The organism is Muricoccus vinaceus (assembly GCF_042433125.1).
GTDB lineage: Bacteria > Pseudomonadota > Alphaproteobacteria > Acetobacterales > Acetobacteraceae > Roseomonas > Roseomonas vinacea.
Genome location: NZ_JBHLVZ010000113.1, coordinates 1 through 18,610, shown reverse-complemented (window position 1 = coordinate 18,610; position 18,610 = coordinate 1). Strand labels below are relative to the sequence as shown.

At 71.1% G+C, this 18,610-nt stretch carries 21 protein-coding genes; 15 read left to right on the top strand and 6 right to left on the bottom strand.

Annotation, left to right across the window (positions count from 1 at the left end; all coding sequences use genetic code 11):
• Positions 1-29 precede the first annotated feature (29 nt).
• The 12 genes from ACFFIC_RS28310 (at position 30) to pufC (ending at position 10,605) form a co-directional block, all read left to right on the top strand.
• Entirely contained in the window at positions 30-899 is an 870-nt protein-coding gene (locus ACFFIC_RS28310) for a polyprenyl synthetase family protein (RefSeq protein WP_377056775.1), read from the top strand.
• Positions 900-2,048, top strand: coding sequence for a methyltransferase (locus tag ACFFIC_RS28305; protein ID WP_377056773.1), 1,149 nt, complete (start codon positions 900-902; stop codon positions 2,046-2,048). It abuts the gene before it with no gap.
• 64 nt (positions 2,049-2,112) lie between these two features.
• Positions 2,113-3,042 (top strand): chlorophyll synthesis pathway protein BchC, encoded by a 930-nt coding sequence (gene bchC, locus ACFFIC_RS28300; protein ID WP_377056771.1) that lies wholly within the window; start codon positions 2,113-2,115, stop codon positions 3,040-3,042.
• The gene (locus tag ACFFIC_RS28295) at positions 3,039-4,052 is read left to right on the top strand and encodes a chlorophyllide a reductase iron protein subunit X (protein WP_377056769.1); all 1,014 of its coding nucleotides are present in this window, start codon (positions 3,039-3,041) and stop codon (positions 4,050-4,052) included. The genes bchC and ACFFIC_RS28295 overlap by 4 nt, the downstream gene beginning before the upstream one ends.
• 2 nt (positions 4,053-4,054) lie before the next feature.
• Positions 4,055-5,560, top strand: coding sequence for a chlorophyllide a reductase subunit Y (gene bchY / locus ACFFIC_RS28290; protein ID WP_377056767.1), 1,506 nt, complete (start codon positions 4,055-4,057; stop codon positions 5,558-5,560).
• Positions 5,560-7,014 (top strand): chlorophyllide a reductase subunit Z, encoded by a 1,455-nt coding sequence (bchZ, locus tag ACFFIC_RS28285; protein ID WP_377056765.1) that lies wholly within the window; start codon positions 5,560-5,562, stop codon positions 7,012-7,014. The genes bchY and bchZ overlap by 1 nt, the downstream gene beginning before the upstream one ends.
• Complete coding sequence (locus tag ACFFIC_RS28280; RefSeq protein WP_377056763.1) at positions 7,011-7,172, top strand: hypothetical protein; 162 nt, start codon at positions 7,011-7,013, stop codon at positions 7,170-7,172. The genes bchZ and ACFFIC_RS28280 overlap by 4 nt, the downstream gene beginning before the upstream one ends.
• 30 nt (positions 7,173-7,202) lie before the next feature.
• A complete protein-coding gene (gene pufB, locus ACFFIC_RS28275; RefSeq protein WP_377056761.1) occupies positions 7,203-7,394 on the top strand; it encodes a light-harvesting antenna LH1, beta subunit in 192 nt (63 codons plus the stop codon).
• Positions 7,395-7,407: 13 nt separating this feature from the next.
• Positions 7,408-7,614, top strand: coding sequence for a light-harvesting antenna LH1, alpha subunit (gene pufA, locus ACFFIC_RS28270; RefSeq protein WP_377056759.1), 207 nt, complete (start codon positions 7,408-7,410; stop codon positions 7,612-7,614).
• Positions 7,615-7,728: 114 nt separating this feature from the next.
• A complete protein-coding gene (pufL, locus tag ACFFIC_RS28265; RefSeq protein WP_456306977.1) occupies positions 7,729-8,553 on the top strand; it encodes a photosynthetic reaction center subunit L in 825 nt (274 codons plus the stop codon).
• A 13-nt stretch (positions 8,554-8,566) separates the two neighbouring features.
• The gene (pufM, locus tag ACFFIC_RS28260; protein ID WP_377056755.1) at positions 8,567-9,544 is read left to right on the top strand and encodes a photosynthetic reaction center subunit M; all 978 of its coding nucleotides are present in this window, start codon (positions 8,567-8,569) and stop codon (positions 9,542-9,544) included.
• Positions 9,541-10,605 (top strand): photosynthetic reaction center cytochrome PufC, encoded by a 1,065-nt coding sequence (gene pufC / locus ACFFIC_RS28255; protein ID WP_377056753.1) that lies wholly within the window; start codon positions 9,541-9,543, stop codon positions 10,603-10,605. Before pufM ends, pufC begins: the two co-directional genes overlap by 4 nt.
• Positions 10,606-10,657: 52 nt before the next feature.
• Here pufC and ACFFIC_RS28250 read toward each other — a convergent pair whose 3' ends face one another.
• On the bottom strand, positions 10,658-11,872 hold the full coding sequence (locus tag ACFFIC_RS28250) for a tripartite tricarboxylate transporter substrate-binding protein (protein ID WP_377056751.1): 1,215 nt from the start codon (positions 11,870-11,872) through the stop codon (positions 10,658-10,660).
• A gap of 39 nt (positions 11,873-11,911) precedes the next feature.
• Here ACFFIC_RS28250 and ACFFIC_RS28245 point away from each other — a divergent pair, with 39 nt between their 5' ends.
• Together ACFFIC_RS28245 and ACFFIC_RS28240 are read left to right on the top strand one after the other, a co-directional pair.
• The gene (locus ACFFIC_RS28245; protein WP_377056749.1) at positions 11,912-12,034 is read left to right on the top strand and encodes a hypothetical protein; all 123 of its coding nucleotides are present in this window, start codon (positions 11,912-11,914) and stop codon (positions 12,032-12,034) included.
• A gap of 248 nt (positions 12,035-12,282) precedes the next feature.
• On the top strand, positions 12,283-13,176 hold the full coding sequence (locus ACFFIC_RS28240; RefSeq protein ID WP_377056747.1) for a dioxygenase family protein: 894 nt from the start codon (positions 12,283-12,285) through the stop codon (positions 13,174-13,176).
• Positions 13,177-13,182: 6 nt separating this feature from the next.
• Here the strand turns inward: ACFFIC_RS28240 and ACFFIC_RS28235 are convergent, their stop codons facing one another.
• Genes ACFFIC_RS28235 through ACFFIC_RS28225 form a run of 3 tightly spaced genes read right to left on the bottom strand, consistent with a single transcriptional unit; the run spans position 13,183 to position 16,233 of the window.
• Positions 13,183-13,449 (bottom strand): hypothetical protein, encoded by a 267-nt coding sequence (locus ACFFIC_RS28235; RefSeq protein ID WP_377056745.1) that lies wholly within the window; start codon positions 13,447-13,449, stop codon positions 13,183-13,185.
• Positions 13,450-13,465: 16 nt separating this feature from the next.
• Positions 13,466-15,757 carry a xanthine dehydrogenase family protein molybdopterin-binding subunit gene (locus ACFFIC_RS28230; RefSeq protein WP_377056743.1) on the bottom strand — a complete coding sequence of 764 codons (2,292 nt, stop codon included), beginning with the start codon at positions 15,755-15,757 and terminating at the stop codon, positions 13,466-13,468.
• Between the two features lie 11 nt (positions 15,758-15,768).
• Entirely contained in the window at positions 15,769-16,233 is a 465-nt protein-coding gene (locus tag ACFFIC_RS28225) for a (2Fe-2S)-binding protein (RefSeq protein ID WP_377056741.1), read from the bottom strand.
• A gap of 122 nt (positions 16,234-16,355) precedes the next feature.
• Here ACFFIC_RS28225 and ACFFIC_RS28220 point away from each other — a divergent pair, with 122 nt between their 5' ends.
• On the top strand, positions 16,356-17,843 hold the full coding sequence (locus tag ACFFIC_RS28220) for an MATE family efflux transporter (protein WP_377056739.1): 1,488 nt from the start codon (positions 16,356-16,358) through the stop codon (positions 17,841-17,843).
• Between the two features lie 58 nt (positions 17,844-17,901).
• Here the strand turns inward: ACFFIC_RS28220 and ACFFIC_RS28215 are convergent, their stop codons facing one another.
• Both ACFFIC_RS28215 and ACFFIC_RS28210 read right to left on the bottom strand, forming a co-directional pair.
• Positions 17,902-18,105 (bottom strand): hypothetical protein, encoded by a 204-nt coding sequence (locus ACFFIC_RS28215; RefSeq protein WP_377056737.1) that lies wholly within the window; start codon positions 18,103-18,105, stop codon positions 17,902-17,904.
• 72 nt (positions 18,106-18,177) lie between these two features.
• Positions 18,178-18,610: M48 family metalloprotease (locus ACFFIC_RS28210; RefSeq protein ID WP_377056735.1), on the bottom strand; the 433-nt coding region annotated here is incomplete at its 5' end.

Here is an 18,610-nt window from a genome sequence, read left to right as displayed (position 1 = left end):
TTGGACGATTGTGGCAGGAGGAGGCGACCTTGGACGCAGCGAACCGGATCGAGCGCAGCCTGGCCTCGGCGGTTGGGCTTTCGCGGGCGCGCGGCTGCCCGCCGGGGCTGGCGCAGGCCATGCACCACGCGGTGTTTCCGGGCGGCGCGCGCGTGCGGCCACGGCTCTGCCTCGCCGTGGCCGATGCCAATGGCGGGGCGGTGCCCGGCCTGGCCGAGGCCGCCGCGGCCGCGATCGAGCTGCTGCACTGCGCCTCCCTCGTGCATGACGACCTTCCCTGCTTCGACGACGCGGCCACGCGGCGCGGGCGCCCCTCCGTGCACCGCGCTTTCGGGGAGCCGCTGGCGGTGCTGGCGGGCGATGCCCTGATCGTGCTGGCGTTCCAGGCGCTGCTCCAGGGGGCGGCGGCGGCGCCCGCGCGCCTGCCGGTGCTGCTGGACGTGGTTTGCGGCGCCTCCGGCGTCCCGTTTGGCATCGCCGCGGGGCAGGCATGGGAATGCGAGCCCGAGGCGGACTTGTCCGTCTACGAGCAGCAGAAGACCGGTTCGCTCTTTGCGGCGGCCGCCGTCGCCGGCGCGGCCGCCTGCGGGGTTCCGGAGGAGGTCTGGCGGCCCTTCGGCGCCGCGCTGGGCGAGGCCTATCAGGTGGCGGACGACCTGCGGGACGCACTGTCGGAGGAGGAGGAGCTTGGCAAACCCGTCGGCCGCGACGCGGCGCTGGGGCGGCCCAACGCGGTTCGCTCCTTCGGTGTGGACGGCGCGGTCGCACGGCTGCAGCACATGGCGGCGCTGGCGGCGGAGGCTGTGCCCGCCTGTCCGGGGGCCGCTTCCCTGCGCGCCCTGGTGCGGCAGGAGGTGAAACGCCTGATGCCGCTGCGCGTGCCTCGGGTGGCGGCCTGAATGGACTTCGCCATGGCTGCTGCCGGGCGGGCCTCCTGGCGCGACCGGGCGCTGGCGCTCCGGGACCGGCTGGTGGCGGAGCCGCGCTTCCGCCGCTGGGCGGCGCGCTTCCCGCCCACCCGCGCGCTGGCGCGGCGTAGGGCCGGCGCGCTCTTCGATCTTTGCGCGGGCTTCGTCTACTCGCAGGTGCTGCTGGCCTGCGTCCGGCTGAAGCTGTTCGACATGCTCCGCGAGGGCCCCCTTCCCTTGGCCGACATCGCGGCGCGGACACGGCTGCCGGAGGAGGCCACCGCGCGCCTGCTCGGCGCCGCGGTGTCGCTGCGGCTGCTGGACCGGCGCGGGGGCGGGCGCTTCGGGCTGGGGCCGCTGGGCGCCGCGATGCCCGGCAACGCAGGGCTCGCCGCCATGATCGAGCATCACGCGATGCTCTACGCGGACCTGTCGGATCCCGTGGCGCTGCTGCGCGGCAGTGGCGAGGAGACGGCGCTGTCCCGCTACTGGGCCTACGCGCGCGCGCCCTTCCCCGCAACGCTGCGCGGCGACCAGGTGGCCGATTACTCCGTGCTCATGGCCGCGTCGCAGGAGATGATCGCGGAGGAGGTGCTGGACGCCTTCCCCGAGGTCGTGCGCCACCGGTGCCTCCTGGATGTGGGTGGCGGAGATGGTGCCTTCCTGGCCGCCGCTGCCGCGCGCGCCGCCTCGCTGCAACTCATACTGTTCGACCTGCCGGAGGTCGCGGCGCGCGCCGAAGCACGGCTGGCAGGGCTGGGCCGGCGCGCGACGGCGGTGGGCGGCGACTTCCGGGCGGACCCGCTGCCATCGGGTGCGGACCTGATTTCGCTGATCCGCGTGCTGCACGACCACGACGACGCGGCCGCCATGGATTTGTTGCGCGCGGCGCACCGCGCCCTGCCCGCGGGGGGCCGGCTGCTGCTTGCGGAACCCATGGCCGGTACGCCGGGCGCCGAGCCCATGGGGGATGCGTATTTCGGCTTCTACCTTCTCGCCATGGGATCGGGGCGGCCGCGAAGCGAGGCAGAGCTGCGCGGGTTCCTTGCCCAGGCAGGCTTCGCGCGCGTCACCGCGCGGCGAACACGCCTGCCCCTGCTGGTGCGCGCGGTGGTGGCGGAGCGGGAGTCTCCACTGTAATTTTTGGTTGACATTTGTAAATGTAAGTTTGAACTTACGGCCAAGCCAGGAGGGGCGTCCCCACGTGGACACCGTAGCCGTCATCCTCAACAGCCCGCACCGGATCGGGGTCCAACGCCTCGAACTCTCCGGGCCCGTGGAGGCCGACGTGGTCGTGGACGTGGCCTTCAGCGGCATCAGCAGCGGCACGGAGCGGCTGCTGTGGTCGGGCGCGATGCCGGACTTTCCGGGCATGGGCTATCCGCTGGTTCCCGGCTACGAATCGGTCGGCCGTGTCGTGCGGGCGGGACCGCTTTCCGGCCGCCGTGCCGGCGAAAGCGTGTTCGTCGCGGGCGCACGCTGCTTCGGCGCCGTGCGGAGCCTCTTCGGCGGCACCGCGGCGCGGCTGGTGGTTCCCGGCCCGCGTGCCGTGCCGTTGCCGGAGGGGTTGGGGGAGCGCGGCGTGCTGCTCGCGCTGGCCGCGACCGCGCGGCATGCCCTGGCCGGCGGATTGCCGGAGCTGATCGTCGGGCACGGCGTGCTCGGCCGCCTCCTGGCACGCATGACGGTGCTTGCCGGGGGCACGCCGACGGTCTGGGAGCGGAGCGCCCGCCGCCTCGGGGGGGCGCAGGGCTACGCCGTCCTGCACCCCGACGAAGACACCTGCCGGGACTACGGCCGGATCCACGAGGCGAGCGGCGACGCGGATGGGCTGGGCGACCTCATCGGCCGGCTTCGGCCGCAAGGTGAGGTGGTGCTGGCGGGCTTCTACGCGAAGCCGCTCTCCTTCGCCTTCGCCCCCGCCTTCCTGCGCGAGGCGCGGCTGCGCGTCTCGGCCGAATGGAAGCCGGAGGACCTCGCCGCCGCGGTCTCGCTGGTCGCCTCGGGCCGCCTCTCGCTGGATGGGCTCGTGACGCATCGGCGGGATGCCGCCGACACCGCCGATGCCTACCGCACCGCCTTTGAAGACGCTGCCTGCCTGAAGATGGTCCTCGACTGGAGAGACGCCGCATGAACGCCCAGACGCGCCCCGCCGGCACAACGGCCGTGGACATGACGGAAGCGCTGCGCCTCGAAGCGGCGATCGGGCCGGACGCCCCCTCCACGGAACCGCCGAAGAAGCAGACGCAGATCATCGCGATCTACGGCAAGGGCGGCATCGGCAAGTCCTTCACCCTGGCGAACCTGAGCTACATGATGGCGCAGCAGGGCAAGCGCGTGCTGCTGATCGGCTGCGACCCCAAGAGCGACACGACAAGCCTGCTGTTCGGCGGGCGCGCCTGCCCGACGATCATCGAGACCTCGTCGCGCAAGAAGGCGGCCGGGGAGACCGTGCGGATCGGCGACGTCTGCTTCAAGCGCGACGGCGTCTACGCCATGGAGCTGGGCGGGCCGGAGGTCGGGCGGGGCTGCGGCGGCCGCGGCATCATCCACGGCTTCGAGCTGCTGGAGAAGCTCGGCTTCCATTCCTGGGGCTTCGACTACGTGTTGCTGGACTTCCTGGGCGACGTGGTCTGCGGCGGCTTCGGCCTGCCGATCGCGCGCGACATGTGCCAGAAGGTGATCGTGGTCGGCTCGAACGACCTGCAATCCCTTTATGTCGCGAACAACGTCTGCTCGGCGGTGGACTATTTCCGCAAGCTGGGCGGCAATGTCGGCGTTGCCGGCCTCGTGATCAACAAGGACGACGGCACGGGGGAGGCACAGGCCTTCGCGGACGCGGTCGGCATCCCCGTCCTCGCGGCCATTCCGGCCGACGACGACATCCGCCGCAAGAGCGCGAATTACGAGATCATCGGCACCCCCGGCAGTCCATGGGCTGGCGTGTTCGAGGAACTGGCCCGGCAGGTGGCGGATGCGCCGCCGATCCGGCCGGCGCCCCTCACCCAGGACGCGCTGCTCGGCCTGTTCAAGGGCGAGGCGGTCGGCCGCGGCGTCGTTCTGCAACCGGCGACGATGGAGGACATGTGCGGCACGGAGCTGCTCATCAAGCCTTCCCTCGAAGTGATCTACGAGGGGGCCTGACGATGGACGCCCTCCCCTCCTCCGCCCCACCCGATGAAGGCGCCTGCCACGGAGGTCGCGAGACCTTCCAGAATGCGGCGCGCGCGGCCGGCAAGGGCGGCACGATGGACCGGCTGCTCGCGGACTACCCGCGCGGGCCGCACGACCAGCCGCAATCCATGTGCCCGGCCTTCGGAAGCCTGCGCGTGGGGCTCCGCATGCGGCGCGTCGCGACGATCCTCTCGGGCTCGGCCTGCTGCGTCTATGGGCTGACCTTCACCTCGCACTTCTACGGCGCGCGGCGGAGCGTGGGCTATGTGCCCTTCAACTCCGAGACGCTGGTGACCGGCAAGCTCTTCGAGGACATCCGCGATGCCGTCATGGCCACGGCGAGGCTGGAGGAGCTGGACGCGATCGTCGTGATCAACCTTTGCGTTCCCACCGCTTCCGGCGTGCCGCTCGACCTGCTGCCGAAGCAGGTGGACGGCGTGCGGGTGATCGGCATCGACGTGCCCGGCTTCGGCGTGCCGACGCACGCGGAGGCAAAGGACGTGCTGGCCGCCGCCATGCTGCGCTGGGCGCGGTCCGAGGCCGAGGCCGGGCCGGTGGCGCGGCCGCGCGGGGAGGTGCCGGGCCTGCCCACGGTGGCGCCGGTCGGGGAATTGTTTCCGGGCGACCCCCCGGGGATCGGGGCGCTGCTGGCGCCCATGGGACTGGCGCTCGCGCCGCAAACGCCGGCGCGCGAGTGGCGCGACCTTTACGGGGCGCTGGACTGCACCGTCGCGGCGGCGCTGCACCCCTTCTACACGGCCTCCGTGCGGGAGTTCCGGACGGCGGGGCGCCCCGTGGTCGGGTCCGGGCCCGTCGGCGTGGATGGCACGGATGCCTGGCTGGAGGCGGTCGGGCGCGCGGCGAACGTGCCCGCGGAGGCGATCGGCAATGCCAGGGCGCGCGCGCTGCCGGGCATCCGGGCGGCGCTGGAGGCCAGCCCGATCAAGGCACGCATCACGGTATCCGGCTACGAGGGCTCGGAACTTCTCGTCGCGCGGCTGCTGATCGAGGCGGGGGCGGAGGTGCCCTATGTCGGCAGCGCCTGCCCGCGCACCGAGTGGAGCGACCCGGACCGCGAATGGCTGGAGGCGCACGGCGCGCACGTGCAGTACCGCGCCTCGCTGGAGCAGGACATGGCGGCGATGCGCGAGGTCCGCCCGGACCTCGCGCTCGGCACCACGCCGCTGGTGCAGGCGGCGAAGGAGGCAGGGAGGCCCGCGCTCTACTTCACCAACATGGTTTCCGCGCGGCCGCTCTTCGGCGCAGCGGGGGCTGGGGCGCTCGCGGGGATCGTCACCGCGCAGACGCGCGGGGCCGAACGCTTCTCGCGCATGGTGTCGTTCTTCGGCGGCGTCGGCACGAAGGAAGGCGCCGGCTATGGCTGGGAAACCCCGCCGCAGGACCCGCCGGGATTCCGCGACCGCATGAAGCGCGCGCGGGTCCTCCGCGCCAAGGCCGAGGAGGCAACGGGAAGCTGATGCTCGTCCTCGATCATGACCGGGCCGGCGGCTACTGGGGCGCCGTCTATGCCTTCACCGCGGTGCGCGGCCTGCGCACGGTGATCGATGGCCCCGTGGGCTGCGAGAACCTGCCCGTGACCGCCGTGCTGCACTACACCGACGCGCTGCCGCCGCATGAGCTGCCGGTGGTGGTGACGGGGCTGGACGAGGACGCGCTCTCCAAGACCGGTACCGAGGGCCCGCTGCGGCGCGCCAACGCGACGCAGGATCCTGACCTTCCGGCCGTGGTGGTGACAGGCAGCATCGCCGAGATGATAGGCGGCGGCGTGACGCCGCAGGGCAGCAACCTGCTGCGATTCATCCCGCGCACGATCGACGAGGACCAGTGGCAGTGCGCGGACCGGGCCATCAACTGGCTCTGGTCGGAATTCGGAGCCAAGAAGCGCCCGAAGGTGAGAAAGCCGCGGCCGGAGGGGACGACGCCGCGCGTCAACATCATCGGGCCGATCTACGGCACCTTCAACATGCCCTCCGACCTCGCGGAGATCCGGCGGCTCGTGGAGGGCATAGGCTGCGAGGTGAACCTCACCTTTCCGCTCGGCTCGCACCTGGAGGACATCCCGCGCCTGGGTGACGCTGAGGTGAATGTCTGCCTTTACCGCGAGTTCGGCCGCAAGCTCTGCGAGGAACTGGGGCAGCCCTACCTCCAGGCGCCGATCGGGGTCTTCGCCACCACCAGCTTCCTGCGCGCGCTGGGAGAACTCGCGGGCGTCGATCCCGAGCCCTTCATCGAGCGCGAGAAGCACGCGACGCTGAAGCCGCTCTGGGATCTCTGGCGCAGCGTCACGCAGGATTTCTTCGGCTCCGCGCCCTTCGCGGTGGTTGCGACCGAAACCTATGCAAGGGGGATCCGGCGCTTCCTGGAGGAGGAGATGGGCGTGCCCTGCGCCTTCTCATTCGCCCGCAGGCCCGGCGAGAAGACCGACAACGCCGCGGTGCGCGATGCCGTGCGGAGCAAGCCCGCACTCGTGCTGTTCGGTTCCTACAACGAGCGCATGTACGCGGCGGAAGCACGAAGCCGTGCCGTCTACATCCCGGCCTCCTTCCCCGGCGCGGTGATCCGCCGCGCCACCGGCACGCCGTTCATGGGCTATGCGGGCGCGACCTACCTCATGCAGGAATACTGCAACGCGCTGTTCGACGCGCTTTTCCACATCCTGCCGCTGGGCACCGAACTCGATCGCGTGGACGCCACGCCAGCCCGCGCGGCCCAGGTCGATTCATGGGACCCGGACGCGCTCGCGCTCGTGCAGGCGCGCGTCGAGCAGGAGCCCTTCCTTCTCCGCATCTCAGCCGCCAAGCGCTGGCGCGAGCGCGTTGAGGCCGCGGCACGGCGTGAGGGCGAGGCCCGCGTCACGGCGGCGCGCGCGGCACGCTGTCTGGCCGAGGCCGCGATGGAGACGGTCGCGTGAGCGACCACGAGCCTTCCCCGGCCGCGGCCAGGGGAACGATGCCGGGCGCGAGCGCCGGGCCCACACTCGTCGTCGGCAGCGATGCCAAGGCGATCCTGGCCGCGCGGGAGCTGCGCGGCGCGAGCGGCCGAAAGTCCGCCAAAGCTAGGGGAGCCTGAATGGCCGAAATGGAAAGAAGGGATGTGTCCGTGTCCGGGCTGACGGAGCCGGAGGCGAGGGAGTTCCACAGCATCTTCGTGATGAGCTTCCTTATCTTCACCGTCATCGCCGTCGTGGCGCATTTCCTGGTTTGGCAGTGGCGGCCCTGGCTGCCCGGGCCGAACGGCTACGCCCGCGCCATGATCGACGGGGTGACGACGCTCACCTCGTTCATCGTTTGAGGAGGCCAGCACCATGTGGCGCATCTGGCTGCTCTTCGATCCTCGCCGGGCGCTGGTCGCGCTCGCGACCTTCCTGCTGACGCTGGCGCTGCTGATCCACTTCATCCTGCTCAGCACCGACCGGTTCAACTGGCTGGAAGGCCCGCGGCGGGCGGCTGCCCCGATCGGGCAGATGTCACCTATCCCGGCGCCCGCGCCGGGCGTTGCGCCGGCCCGCTGAGGGCCGGAGACCGGGCGGCGGATGGGCCGATGGTCCCCACCCGCCGCCCCATCGGCCGCGACGCGCGCCACCGCGCCCGCGGGATGTGTCGGGGAGAAGGGTTCGGCGATGGCCATGCTGAGCTACGAACAGAAATACCGGGTCAGGGGTGGCACGCTGGTCGGCGGCGACCTCTTCGACTTCTGGGTCGGGCCCTTCTATGTCGGGTTCTTCGGGGTCACGACCGCCTTCTTCAGCCTGCTCGGCACGCTGCTGATCCTTTACGGCGCGGCGCTGCAGGGCACCTTCAACATCTGGCTGATCAGCATCGCCCCGCCCGACCTGGCCTACGGCCTCGCGCTGGCGCCCATCAAGGAGGGCGGGCTCTGGCAGATCATCACGATCTGCGCGATCGGTGCCTTCACCTCATGGGCGCTGCGGCAGGCGGAGATCGCGCGCAAGCTCGGCATGGGGCTGCACATCCCCGTCGCCTTCTCCTTCGCGATCCTGGCCTATGTCACGCTCGTGGTCGTCAGGCCCGTGCTGATGGGCGCCTGGGGGCACGGCTTTCCCTACGGCATCTGGAGCCACCTCGATTGGGTGTCGAACGTCGGCTACCAGTACCTGCACTTCCACTACAATCCCGCGCACATGCTGGGGGTGACCTTCTTCTTCACCACCACGCTCGCGCTCTCGCTGCACGCCTCGCTGGTGCTGGCCGCGCTCAACCCGGGCAAGGGCCAGGCGGTGAAGACCGCGGAGCACGAGAACACCTTCTACCGGGACATCATCGGCTACTCGATCGGTACGCTCGGCATCCACCGCCTCGGCCTTTTCGCGGCGCTCAGCGCGGGGTTCTGGAGCGCGGTCTGCATCGTCATCAGCGGCCCCTTCTGGACCCGCGGCTGGCCGGAATGGTGGGGCTGGTGGCTGAACCTGCCGATCTGGCGCCAGGGCTGAGGGAGGACACACCATGATCGAGTACCAGAACCTCTTCACCCGCGTGCAGGTGCGCGGACCCGCCTATGCCGGCGTGCCCTTCGCCAGGGGCGACGGCCCGCGCGAGGGCAAGCCGATCTTCTCCCACCTCGCGGGCATCCTGGGCGATGCGCAGGTGGGGCCGATCTATCTCGGCTGGAGCGGCCTCGTCTCGCTGATCTGCGGCTTCGTCGCCTTCGAGATCATCGGGCTCAACATGTGGGCCTCGGTGGGATGGGATCCCATTCAGTTCATCCGGCTGCTACCCTGGCTCGCGCTCGAGCCGCCGGCGCCGGGCTATGGACTGAGCTTCCCGCCGCTGGCGGAGGGAGGCTGGTGGCTGCTGGCGGGATTCTTCCTGACCACCTCCGTCATCATGTGGTGGGTCCGCATCTACCGGCGCTCGCGCCAGCTGGGCCTCGGCACGCACACGGCCTGGGCCTTCGGCGCGGCCATCTGGCTCTACCTGGTGCTCGGCTTCTTCCGCCCGCTGCTCATGCGTTCCTGGGGCGAGGCGGTGCCCTTCGGCATCTTCCCGCACCTCGACTGGACGGCCGCGCTTTCGATCCGGTACGGGAACCTGTTCTACAACCCGTTCCACGCGCTCTCGATCGTCTTCCTCTATGGCTCGACGCTGCTTTTCGCCATGCACGGCGCGACCATCCTCGCGGCCGGGCGCTTCGGGTCGGAGCGCGAGGTGGAGCAGGTGATCGACCGCGGCACGGCGCATGAGCGCTGCGCCCTCTTCTGGCGTTGGACCATGGGCTTCAACGCCACCTTCGAATCCGTCCATCGCTGGGCCTGGTGGTTCGCCGTCCTCTGCCCCATCGCGGGCGGGATCGGCATCCTGCTCACCGGCACGGTGGTCGACAACTGGTATCTCTGGGCCATCAAGCAGGGCTACGCGCCCTCCTATCCCGCCGTCTATCCGCCGATGGCGGACCCGGCCTCCGTCCTGGGAGCCGGTCGATGAACTCCCGGCAGGTCGTGGGCATCGGGGTGGGCGCGGCCTTCCTCGTGGCCGCCACGGTGGTGCTGCTGACCTTCGAGCGCCCCCCCGTCCTCACCGTGCAGCGGGGATTCCGCGGCACGGGCATGGAGCTGGTCTACAACCCGCGCATGCTGGAGGTGCAGGCCGCCCTGCAGGTGCTGCCGGAGGTGCTCGAGCCCGCGGACGACGAGGACCCGCGCGCATCCGAGATCTACCAGAACGTGCAGGTGCTGGGGAACCTCAGCGCCGGGCAGTTCGGGCGCATCATGCAGGCCATGACGGCCTGGGTTTCGCCGGAGGACAAGGTGGAGGGCGGCGGCTGCGGTTACTGCCACGACCTCGAGAACTTCGCCGAGGACTCGGTCTACACCAAGGTGGTGGCGCGGCGGATGCTGCAGATGACGCAGCAGATCAACGCGCAGTACGCGAACCATGTCGGTCTCACCGGCGTGACCTGCTACACCTGCCATCGCGGCAATCCCGTGCCGCAGAATGTGTGGTCCACGCAGCCCGCCAACACCAGCTGGGCGGGCGGCTTCGCCGAGGTGGCGACGGGGCAAAACCGGCCATCCCGCGCGGCGGGCCTGTCGTCCCTGCCCTTCGATCCCTTCACGCCTTTCCTGCTGGACGACCAGCCCATCCGCATCCAGGGCCGCACGCCGCTGCCTTCGGGAAACAACCAATCCACCAAGCAGACGGAGTGGACCTATGCGTTGATGATGCATTTCTCCAACTCGCTCGGCGTCGGCTGCGTCAATTGCCACAACAGCCAGCAATTCTCGTCCTGGGAGGAAAGCACGCCGCAGCGGGTGACGGCCTGGCACGGCATCGGCATGTTGCGCGACATCAACAGGAACTACATCCAGACGCTGCAGCCCGTGTTCCCCGCCCACCGGCTCGGACCGGAAGGAGACCCGCTGAAGGCGAACTGCACCACCTGCCATCAGGGCGCCTACAAGCCGCTCTACGGCGCCCCGATGCTGCGGGACTACCCGGAGCTCAACCGCGTGACGCAAAATCCGACCGAGATGCGCGCCCCCTGACCCGCAAGGGGGAAGTCAGCGCTGCCGGGTGCGGCCCGTTAAGACTATTTTTTTAGTGCAACAATTTGTTAAGGAGCAGGTCGTAACGTGGCCAACCTGACGCCCGCCTCCCGGAGAGCGCGTCAGCATCATGGACAAGGGATGTCAGATGTTCCGTCGCTTTGCTATCGCTGCCACCCTGCTGGCGGTCGCCTCCGGCCCGGCCTTCGCACAGGGATGCGACACCCGCTTCACGCTGCGCAACAGCTCCGGCGCAGCCGTGAACGAGTTCTACTTCGGACCTTCCTCCCAGTCGGATTGGGGCCGGGACCGGCTGGGCGAAAACGTCGTCCCCGCCGGCCGTTCGGTGACCTACAATCCCGGTGGTCGTGGCGGCAACTACGACTTCAAGGTGGTCTGGGCCAATGGTGAGCGCGCGGAGATCATGCGCGTGAACATCTGCGAAACCTCCGAGATCGTGGCGACACGCAGCGGCATCGAGGCGCGCTGAACCCCGGACGGGGGCCTCGCCCCCGCCCTTCACGCATCGCGGACTCCCGAAGGTGTCGGGATGCCCGAGGCGTTCGAGGTGAAGGGGCCTATCTCCCAGCGCCGCGGGCGCAAGGGTGTTTCCTGGTGCCATGGGCGCCGATCCCGTTGACCCGCGGCCTCGTCGCTCATCGGGTCCAGTTCGGTGTAGAACTAGAATCTGGCCGTCCGGGTCCAGGCGGCAAATGTGGACGTTGTGGCCCACCGTGTGGCGGCCAGGGCCCCAGATCAACGGGATGCGCCGTGCGCCCAGGGTGTCGCAGGCTTCCTCCACCGCTCCCCAGTCACGCAGCTCGAAGGCGATATGGTGCAGGCGGCCCTCCGCCAGCATCCCGGCCGCGACCTGCGGGTTCATCAGAAGCAGGTTGTCGGCGCTGATGTCCACCTCTCCCGAAAGCAGGGCCGTCAGCAGCGGCGCGCTGCCGCGATAGGGCGCGTGCACCATGCGCACGCCCGTCATGGCATCCAGCATCTTGAAGGTGAGATGCGCGATCTGCCCGTTGCCCTGCGAGCCGTAGGTGATGCCGTCCGGCCGGGCGCGCGCGGCGTCCAGCAGATCCGGCACGCCGGAGAAGGGCAGGTCCTGGCGGCCGACGATCACGTTGGGATAGGTGGCGAGCACGCTCATGGGCTCGAAGCCCCGCGGGTCGTCGTTGATGTCGGAATAGAGCAGGTCCGCGTTGAAGCTCATCTGCGGTGCGCAGAGCAGCGTATGGCCATCGGGCTGCGCGCGCGCCACCTGGCTCGCGCCCACATTGCCCGCGGGGCGCCCGCGCGGTTGTCCACCAGCACGGGCTGGCCGAGCGCGGAGCGAAGCTTCTCCGCGAGCGTGCGCGCCAGGGTGTCGAGCGTGCCGCCCGGCGGGAAGGGCACCACGATGCTGACGGGGCGGCTGGGCTAGGCGGTTTGCGCACCGGCCAGGCGCGGAAGCAGAAGCCCAGCCGCGGCGCCGAGCAACGAACGGCGCCCCTCACCGCACCGGAGGTGGGCGGGACGGCAGGCCGGCATGGGGTCAGTGGCGCCGTGCTGCATCGTTTCCTCCGCTCTGCGCAACGTCAGGGGGAAGCCCGACGCTACACGGCTCTCGCCGACCGCTGTATCAATGCCAGCGCGGGCGCAGGGCGGCGCGCTGGGCGAGGAGACGCAACGATGATCCTGCAACGCCAGGAGGACGTGACCCCGGCCGTCCTCGCGGTCATGGAGCGCACCCATGACCCACGCATGCGTGAGATCATGCTCTCCCTCGTGCGGCACCTGCACAGCTTCGTGCGCGACGTGCGGCTGAGCGAGGCCGAGTTCCGCCAGGCCAACGCGATCCTGAACGAGATCGGGCAGCTGACCACGGACACGCACAACGAGATGGTGCTGATGTCGGGCTCGCTCGGCGTGTCGTCGCTGGTCTGCCTGCTGAACAACGGCGACCGCGGAAACACCGAAACCTCGCAGTCGCTGCTCGGGCCCTTCTGGCGGCTCAACTCGCCGCGGATGGAGAACGGCGGATCGCTTCTGCGCTCGCCCACGCCCGGGGAGGCGCTGTTCATGACGGGGCGCGTGCAGGATGCGAAGGGCGCGCCCATTCCCGGGGCGGAGGTGGACGTGTGGCACTCCTCCCCTGTCGGACTCTATGAGAACCAGGATCCGGAGCAGGCGGACATGAACCTGCGGGGCAAGTTCACCACGGATGCGTCAGGGCGGTTCTGGTTCCGCTCAATCAAGCCGGCCGGCTATCCCATCCCGACGAACGGCGTGGTCGGGCGGCTGCTGGAGGCGCAGGACCGCCATCCCTTCCGTCCCGCGCATGTGCACGCGCTGGTGTTCAAGGAAGGGTTCAAGACGCTCACCTCGCAGGTCTATGTCGGCGACGATCCCTACCTGGAAACGGACGTGCAGTTCGGCGTCACGCGCGCGCTGATCGGCGACTACCGCCGCCACGAAGAGCCGCATCCCACCAGGCCCGACGTGACGGCACCGTGGTTCTCGCTCGACCACACCTTCACCATGGAGCCCGGCGAGGCGGTGCTGCCGAAGCCGCCGATCAAGTAGCGACGCCTAGCGCGACTGGTCCGGCGTCGGGCGCTGTGCCGTGCCGGGGTCGCGGCCCGGCGCGCGTTCCCCACCCGCTGAGGGCGCGGAGGCGGCGGGGGTGGAAACCGGGCTGCGCGTCGTCGGTGCGGCGCCGGTGCCCATGCTGCGGGTCTCGCGCCCTGGGGTGAGGATGGTGGTTGGCGGCCCGCCCTCCCCCAGCCGCGCGGCGGTCTGCGCGCCCGCGCCCACCGCCGGCAGGAGGACGGCCAGGAGGACGAGGGCGGCGCGCATCGCGTGCATCCTGGCCCTAAGCACCGGCCATGGCGGCCTTCACCCGCTCCGGCGTGAAGGGACCGCGGCGCAGGCGCACCCCGGTCGCATCGAACACGGCGTTGGCGATGGCGGCGCCGGCGGTGCGGACGGCGGGCTCCCCCGCGCCGGTCGGGCGGATGTCCGGGCGGTTGATCAGCACGACCTCCACCATCTCCGGCGCCTCGGTGATGTCGAGAATGGGATAGGTGGCCCAGTCCACGCTGGTGACGTTGTTGCGGTCAAAGGTCACTTCCTCCCGCAGGGCGCGGCTGGTGCCGTAGACCAGGGCGTTCTCCACGCAGCGGCGCAGCCCGTCGGGGTTGATGATCAGGCCGCAGTCCTGGCCCACAACCATGCGCTTGACGCGGATGTTGCCGGAGCGGCGGTCCACCTCCACCTCGGCCACCAGTCCGACCACCGTGCCGTCGCGCCGGGCCAGGGAAACGCCGCGCCCGCTGGCCACGTCGCCGGGCATGCCGCGCGGGCCGGCGGGGCGGGGCTGCCAGCCGGCCTTTTCCGTGATCGCGCGCAGCACCGCGATGTCGCGCTCCTCCCGCAGGTGGCGCAGGCGGAAGTCGACAGGATCGGCGCCGGTCGCGGAGGCCAGTTCGTCCACGAAGCTTTCGGCCGCGAAGATCAGCTCCGGCCCCAGCGGGTCGCGCAGGTGGGAGGTGCGGAGCGGCGAGGCACGGTCCAGCAGCGGCGGGATGGTTTCCCAGGCCATCAGGCGGGCGGGGAAGGCATAGGGTTCCGTCGGCACGAAGTCGCCGGGAAACAGGTAGGTGTCCTGCGGGTTCAGCCCGCCACCCATGAGCTGGCTGGCCAGGCTGTCGCGCGGGTCGGCCTCGCTGGTCGCGATGTTGGTGCGGGAGAAGGACTTGGATTCGAACTGGATGCCGACGACGCGCCCCCCGGCGTCCAGCCCGGCGCGGACGCGCTGCACGGAGGCAGGGCTTTTCGTGTCCCAGCCATGCCCTTCGTTGCGCATGTACTGCACGCGCACGGGCGCCCCGAGTTCGCGCGACAGGAAGGCGGCGTCGAAGGGCGTGTCGCCGGCGTCGTTGCGGCCATAGGAGCCGGGGCCGGTGACCCAGACCGTGTGCACCGCTTCGGGCCGGAGGCCCAGGAACTTCGCCACGCCGTCGCGCACGGCATGGGGCTTCTGCGATCCCGTCCAGATGCGCGCGCCGTTCGCGCGCACGTCGGCGACCGCGCAGCCCGGGCCCATGCTGCTGTGGGAATGAAAGGGCCACTCGTATTCGGCCGCGATCACGCGCGCGGCGCCGGCGATGGCGGCGGGTGCGTCGCCCTGTTGCATCGCCACCGCGCGCTTGGTCACGGGCGCGGCGCGGATGTGGTCGTACAGCCCGGCCTGGTCCGGGAAGGGCGCCGGGGCGGCGGACCACTCCACCTTCAGCGCCTGCGCGGCGCGGATGGCATCCCATTCGCGCGGCGCCGCGACGGCCAGAAAGCCGCCCTTCCGGACCACGCGCGCCCCCGGAATGTCGCGCACCGAGGCTTCGTCCACGGAGACGGGCTGGGCGCCGGCCACCGGCGCGCGCAGCATGCGGGCGTGCAGCATGCCCGGCACCTTGATGTCGGTGACGTAATCGTGGCGGGCGAAGACCTTGTCGGCGATGTCACGCCGGGGGACGGCGGTGCCGACCACCTTGTAGTCCGCGATGGCCTTCGGGCGCGCGCGGCCCTCCACGTTCAGGTCGTTGCCGTACCGGCCGTTCCACTTCACCTCGGCGTTGAAGGTGCGGCCACCGACGAGCTCGGCGAAGGGGAGGCGCCGCGCGGGTTCGGCCGCGACGAACACCGCGCCATCGCCCACGGACAGCGCCGCGACCGGCACCCCCAGGCGCCCGGCGGCCATCTCCACCAGAAGCAGCCGCGCCTCCGCCGCCGCGTTGCGGAGCGGGATGGAACCCTGTGACACGCCCGAGGCGTTGCTGGCCCCGCCCTGGTTCACCGTCCGCGCCGTGTCGCCCATGACGACCTGCACGCGCTCCGCCGGCAGGTCGAGTTCCTCGGCCACGATCTGCGCGATCGCGACGTCCAGGCCCTGCCCGCCGTCGATCTTGCCGAAGAACGCGGTGACGCCGCCATCGGCGTGCACGGCGATGTAGGAATCGAGCTGGCCCGGCAGCGGGGGCACGGGCACGCCCTGCGCCGCGGCCTCGCGCACCGCGAGCACGGCGTCGAGCGAGACGGGCAGCCCGGCCGAGACGATAAGGACGCCAGCGGAGCGGAGCGCCCCGCGGCGGGAAAGCTGGATGCCCATGGCCCGCCCCCTCACCCGATCGCCGCCGCGCGCTTCACGGCGCGGAGGATGGCCATGTGCGTGCCGCAGCGGCATTTCAGCCCGGTCAGGGCCTCGCGGATCTGGTCCTCGCTGGGGTTCCTGTTGTCCCGCAGAAAGGCGGCTGCCGTCATGATCCAGCCATTGATGCAGTAGCCGCATTGCGGCACCTGCTCGTCGATATAGGCCTGCTGCACCGGATGCGGGTGCTCGGGCGTGCCCAGCCCCGCGAGGGTGGTCACCTGACGTCCCTCGGCGGCCGAGGTGGGGGTGACGCAGGAGCGGATCGGCGCGCCGTCGAGGTGCACGGTGCAGGCCCCGCACTGCGCCAGGCCGCAGCCGAAATGCGGGTTGCTCATGCCGAGGTCGTCGCGGAGGGCGTAGAGCAGCGGCATGTCCGGATCGACCGTGACGGTCTGGTCCTGCCCATCCACGCGGAACGTGATCCGGGTGCTCATGGTCCTCTCCTCCGTCCCGGCGCGTTGGGCACGCCTGTTCGGCAAAGCCTGGACCGGCCCTCGCCCGCGCACAAGCCGCTTCGGCCGGGAGGCCACCGGGGCGCGACGTGGTATGGGCGGGCATGAAGCCATCAAGAACGACCACGACCGCTGCGCCGCGCTTTGTCACGGGCTCCACCCTGCGGCACGTGCTGGTGATGGCCTCCACCGGCGCGGTGGGGCTGGTGGCGGTCTTCGCCGTGGACCTGCTCGGCCTCTTCTACATCTCCAGGCTGGGCGAGCAGCCTGTGGCGGCGGCGGTGGGCTTCGCGGGGGCGGTGGGCTTCTTTCAGATCGCGGTGGCGATCGGCATGTCGATCGGGCTCGGCGCCGTGGTGTCGCGCGCCATCGGGGCCGGGGACCGTGCGGCGGCGCGGCGGCTCGGCGCCAGCGGCCTCGCGCTGATGGTGCTGGTGATGGTGCTGATCGCCATGGCAACCGTGGCGGCCCTGCATCCGCTGCTGAACTGGCTGGGCGCCACCGGGGAGACGCACCGCCTGGCCGCGCGCTACCTCGTGATCGTCGTGCCCTCGGTGCCGCTGCTGGCTGCGGGAATGGGACTCTCGGCGCTGCTGCGTTCGGTGGGCGACGCACGGCGGGCGATGAACGTGACGCTGTTCGCCGCCGTCACCACGGCGGCGCTGGACCCGCTGCTGATCTTCGCGATGGGCCTCGGTCTGGATGGTGCCGCGATCGGGGCGCTGGCCTCGCGCGTCGTGCTGGTGGGGCTGGCCTGGCACGGGGCGGCGCGGCGGCACAGGCTGGTGGGCCGGATCGAGCCCGGCGCGCTGCTGGCCGATGCCCGGCAGGTGATGGCGGTGGCGGCGCCGGCGGTGCTGACCAACCTCGCCACCCCCGTGGGATCGGCCTGGGTGACGCAGGCCATCGCCGCCTTCGGCCCGGCCGCCATCGCCGGCCAGGCGACCATCGAACGCCTTTCTCCGGTGGCCTTCGGCATCGTCTATGCCCTGAGCGGTGCGGTGGGGCCGATCATGGCGCAGAACATGGGCGCGGGGCGTCCGGACCGCGTGCGGGCGGTTTTGCGTGACAGCATGGCGGTGGTGGTCGGCGCCGTGCTGCTGGCCTGGGCGGCGCTCTGGGCCTGCCAGGACCTCGTGGTGACGGCCTTCTCGGCGGCGGGGGAGACGGCGGCGCTGATCCGGCTGTTCTGCACCTGGCTGGCCGGAGGCTTTCTGTTCACCGGCGCGCTGTTCGTGGCGAATGCGGCCTTCAACAACCTCGGCCGGCCGCTGCTTTCCACCCTGTTCAACTGGGGAAGGGCCACGCTGGGGACGATACCCTTTGTTATGCTGGGCTCGGCCCACGGGCCCGGCGGCGTGCTGGTGGCCCAGGTTGCGGCCGCCGCGCTGTTCGGCAGCGCCGCGGCCCTGGTCGCCTTCCGCGTGGTCGGGCGGTTGGGCAGCCGGCCTGGAGCGGCAGGCACGGAAGGCATCGAGCTTTCCCCGGCCGGGTCCGGCACCCCCGCCGTGGCGGCGCTGAGCGCGCAGCCCGGCGGGAAGCTGGAAGAGGCCCCGGATGCCGCGATGGCACCCGGCCGGCTCGGCACCTGACGCCGACGCGGCGTCGGCGCAACCGACGCCGCGAAAGCGGCCCCGGAAGCCTCCGCCCCTATCGCCGCACCGGCTGGCGGGCTGCCCGGACCAGCACCGCCGTGGAAAGCAGGATCGTCGAGACGAGAATTCCGATGCTCACCAGTCCGGCCGGGGTGGCGCTTGCCCTCGCGCGGATGGCCAGCGCTCCCGCCCGGAGATGCACGCTGGCCCGCATCTCCTCCGGGTGGCGCTGCCGGGCCGGCAGGTCACGATCGTTCATCGCCTCTCCCCCACGTTCACGATGCTTCCCCGCAACGCCCGAGGCAACGCTGGTTTCCACCGATGGGCCTCGTCAGCCCGCCACGTCGCGCCGGGGAACCAGGCCGGGGGATGTCCGCACCTCCTGCACGGTGCGGCGCCATGCCGCCAGCCGCTCCGCCTCGCTGGGATGGCGATCCAGCACGCCGGACGCCGTTTGCGCGCGGCCGCGCGGCGCAAGCCTGATCCAGACCTCCCCAGCCTGTGCCGGATCGTAGGCGGCCCGGGCCAGGAGGAAGACGGCCAGGTAATCCGCCTCGCGCTCTTCCTCGCGGGAATAGGCCAGCTGGGCTGCGCCCGCACCCAGTTCCGCCGCCCCTTGCCCGATGGCCCAGGCGGCCAGCCCACCGAAGGGGATCAGGGCTCCGGCCAGCGCGCCCACCGCGACACCTGCCGCCGTGCCAGGTAGCGTCCGCGGAGGTGGTGGAAAATCCGGCACGGTCCGGTGTGTAGGGCTTGGGTGGCCA

Coding starts and splice junctions, on each gene's coding strand:
- pufA (WP_377056759.1), top strand. CDS start 7,408: ATGTGGCGCATCTGGCTGCTCTTCGATCCTCGCCGGGCGCTGGTCGCG.
- pufL (WP_456306977.1), top strand. CDS start 7,729: ATGCTGAGCTACGAACAGAAATACCGGGTCAGGGGTGGCACGCTGGTC.
- ACFFIC_RS28235 (WP_377056745.1), bottom strand. CDS start 13,449: ATGCGCGCCGCCCTCGTCCTCCTGGCCGTCCTCCTGCCGGCGGTGGGC.
- ACFFIC_RS28295 (WP_377056769.1), top strand. CDS start 3,039: ATGAACGCCCAGACGCGCCCCGCCGGCACAACGGCCGTGGACATGACG.
- bchY (WP_377056767.1), top strand. CDS start 4,055: ATGGACGCCCTCCCCTCCTCCGCCCCACCCGATGAAGGCGCCTGCCAC.
- ACFFIC_RS28220 (WP_377056739.1), top strand. CDS start 16,356: ATGAAGCCATCAAGAACGACCACGACCGCTGCGCCGCGCTTTGTCACG.
- ACFFIC_RS28305 (WP_377056773.1), top strand. CDS start 900: ATGGACTTCGCCATGGCTGCTGCCGGGCGGGCCTCCTGGCGCGACCGG.
- ACFFIC_RS28225 (WP_377056741.1), bottom strand. CDS start 16,233: ATGAGCACCCGGATCACGTTCCGCGTGGATGGGCAGGACCAGACCGTC.
- pufM (WP_377056755.1), top strand. CDS start 8,567: ATGATCGAGTACCAGAACCTCTTCACCCGCGTGCAGGTGCGCGGACCC.
- ACFFIC_RS28240 (WP_377056747.1), top strand. CDS start 12,283: ATGATCCTGCAACGCCAGGAGGACGTGACCCCGGCCGTCCTCGCGGTC.
- pufC (WP_377056753.1), top strand. CDS start 9,541: ATGAACTCCCGGCAGGTCGTGGGCATCGGGGTGGGCGCGGCCTTCCTC.
- bchZ (WP_377056765.1), top strand. CDS start 5,560: ATGCTCGTCCTCGATCATGACCGGGCCGGCGGCTACTGGGGCGCCGTC.
- ACFFIC_RS28230 (WP_377056743.1), bottom strand. CDS start 15,757: ATGGGCATCCAGCTTTCCCGCCGCGGGGCGCTCCGCTCCGCTGGCGTC.
- ACFFIC_RS28215 (WP_377056737.1), bottom strand. CDS start 18,105: ATGAACGATCGTGACCTGCCGGCCCGGCAGCGCCACCCGGAGGAGATG.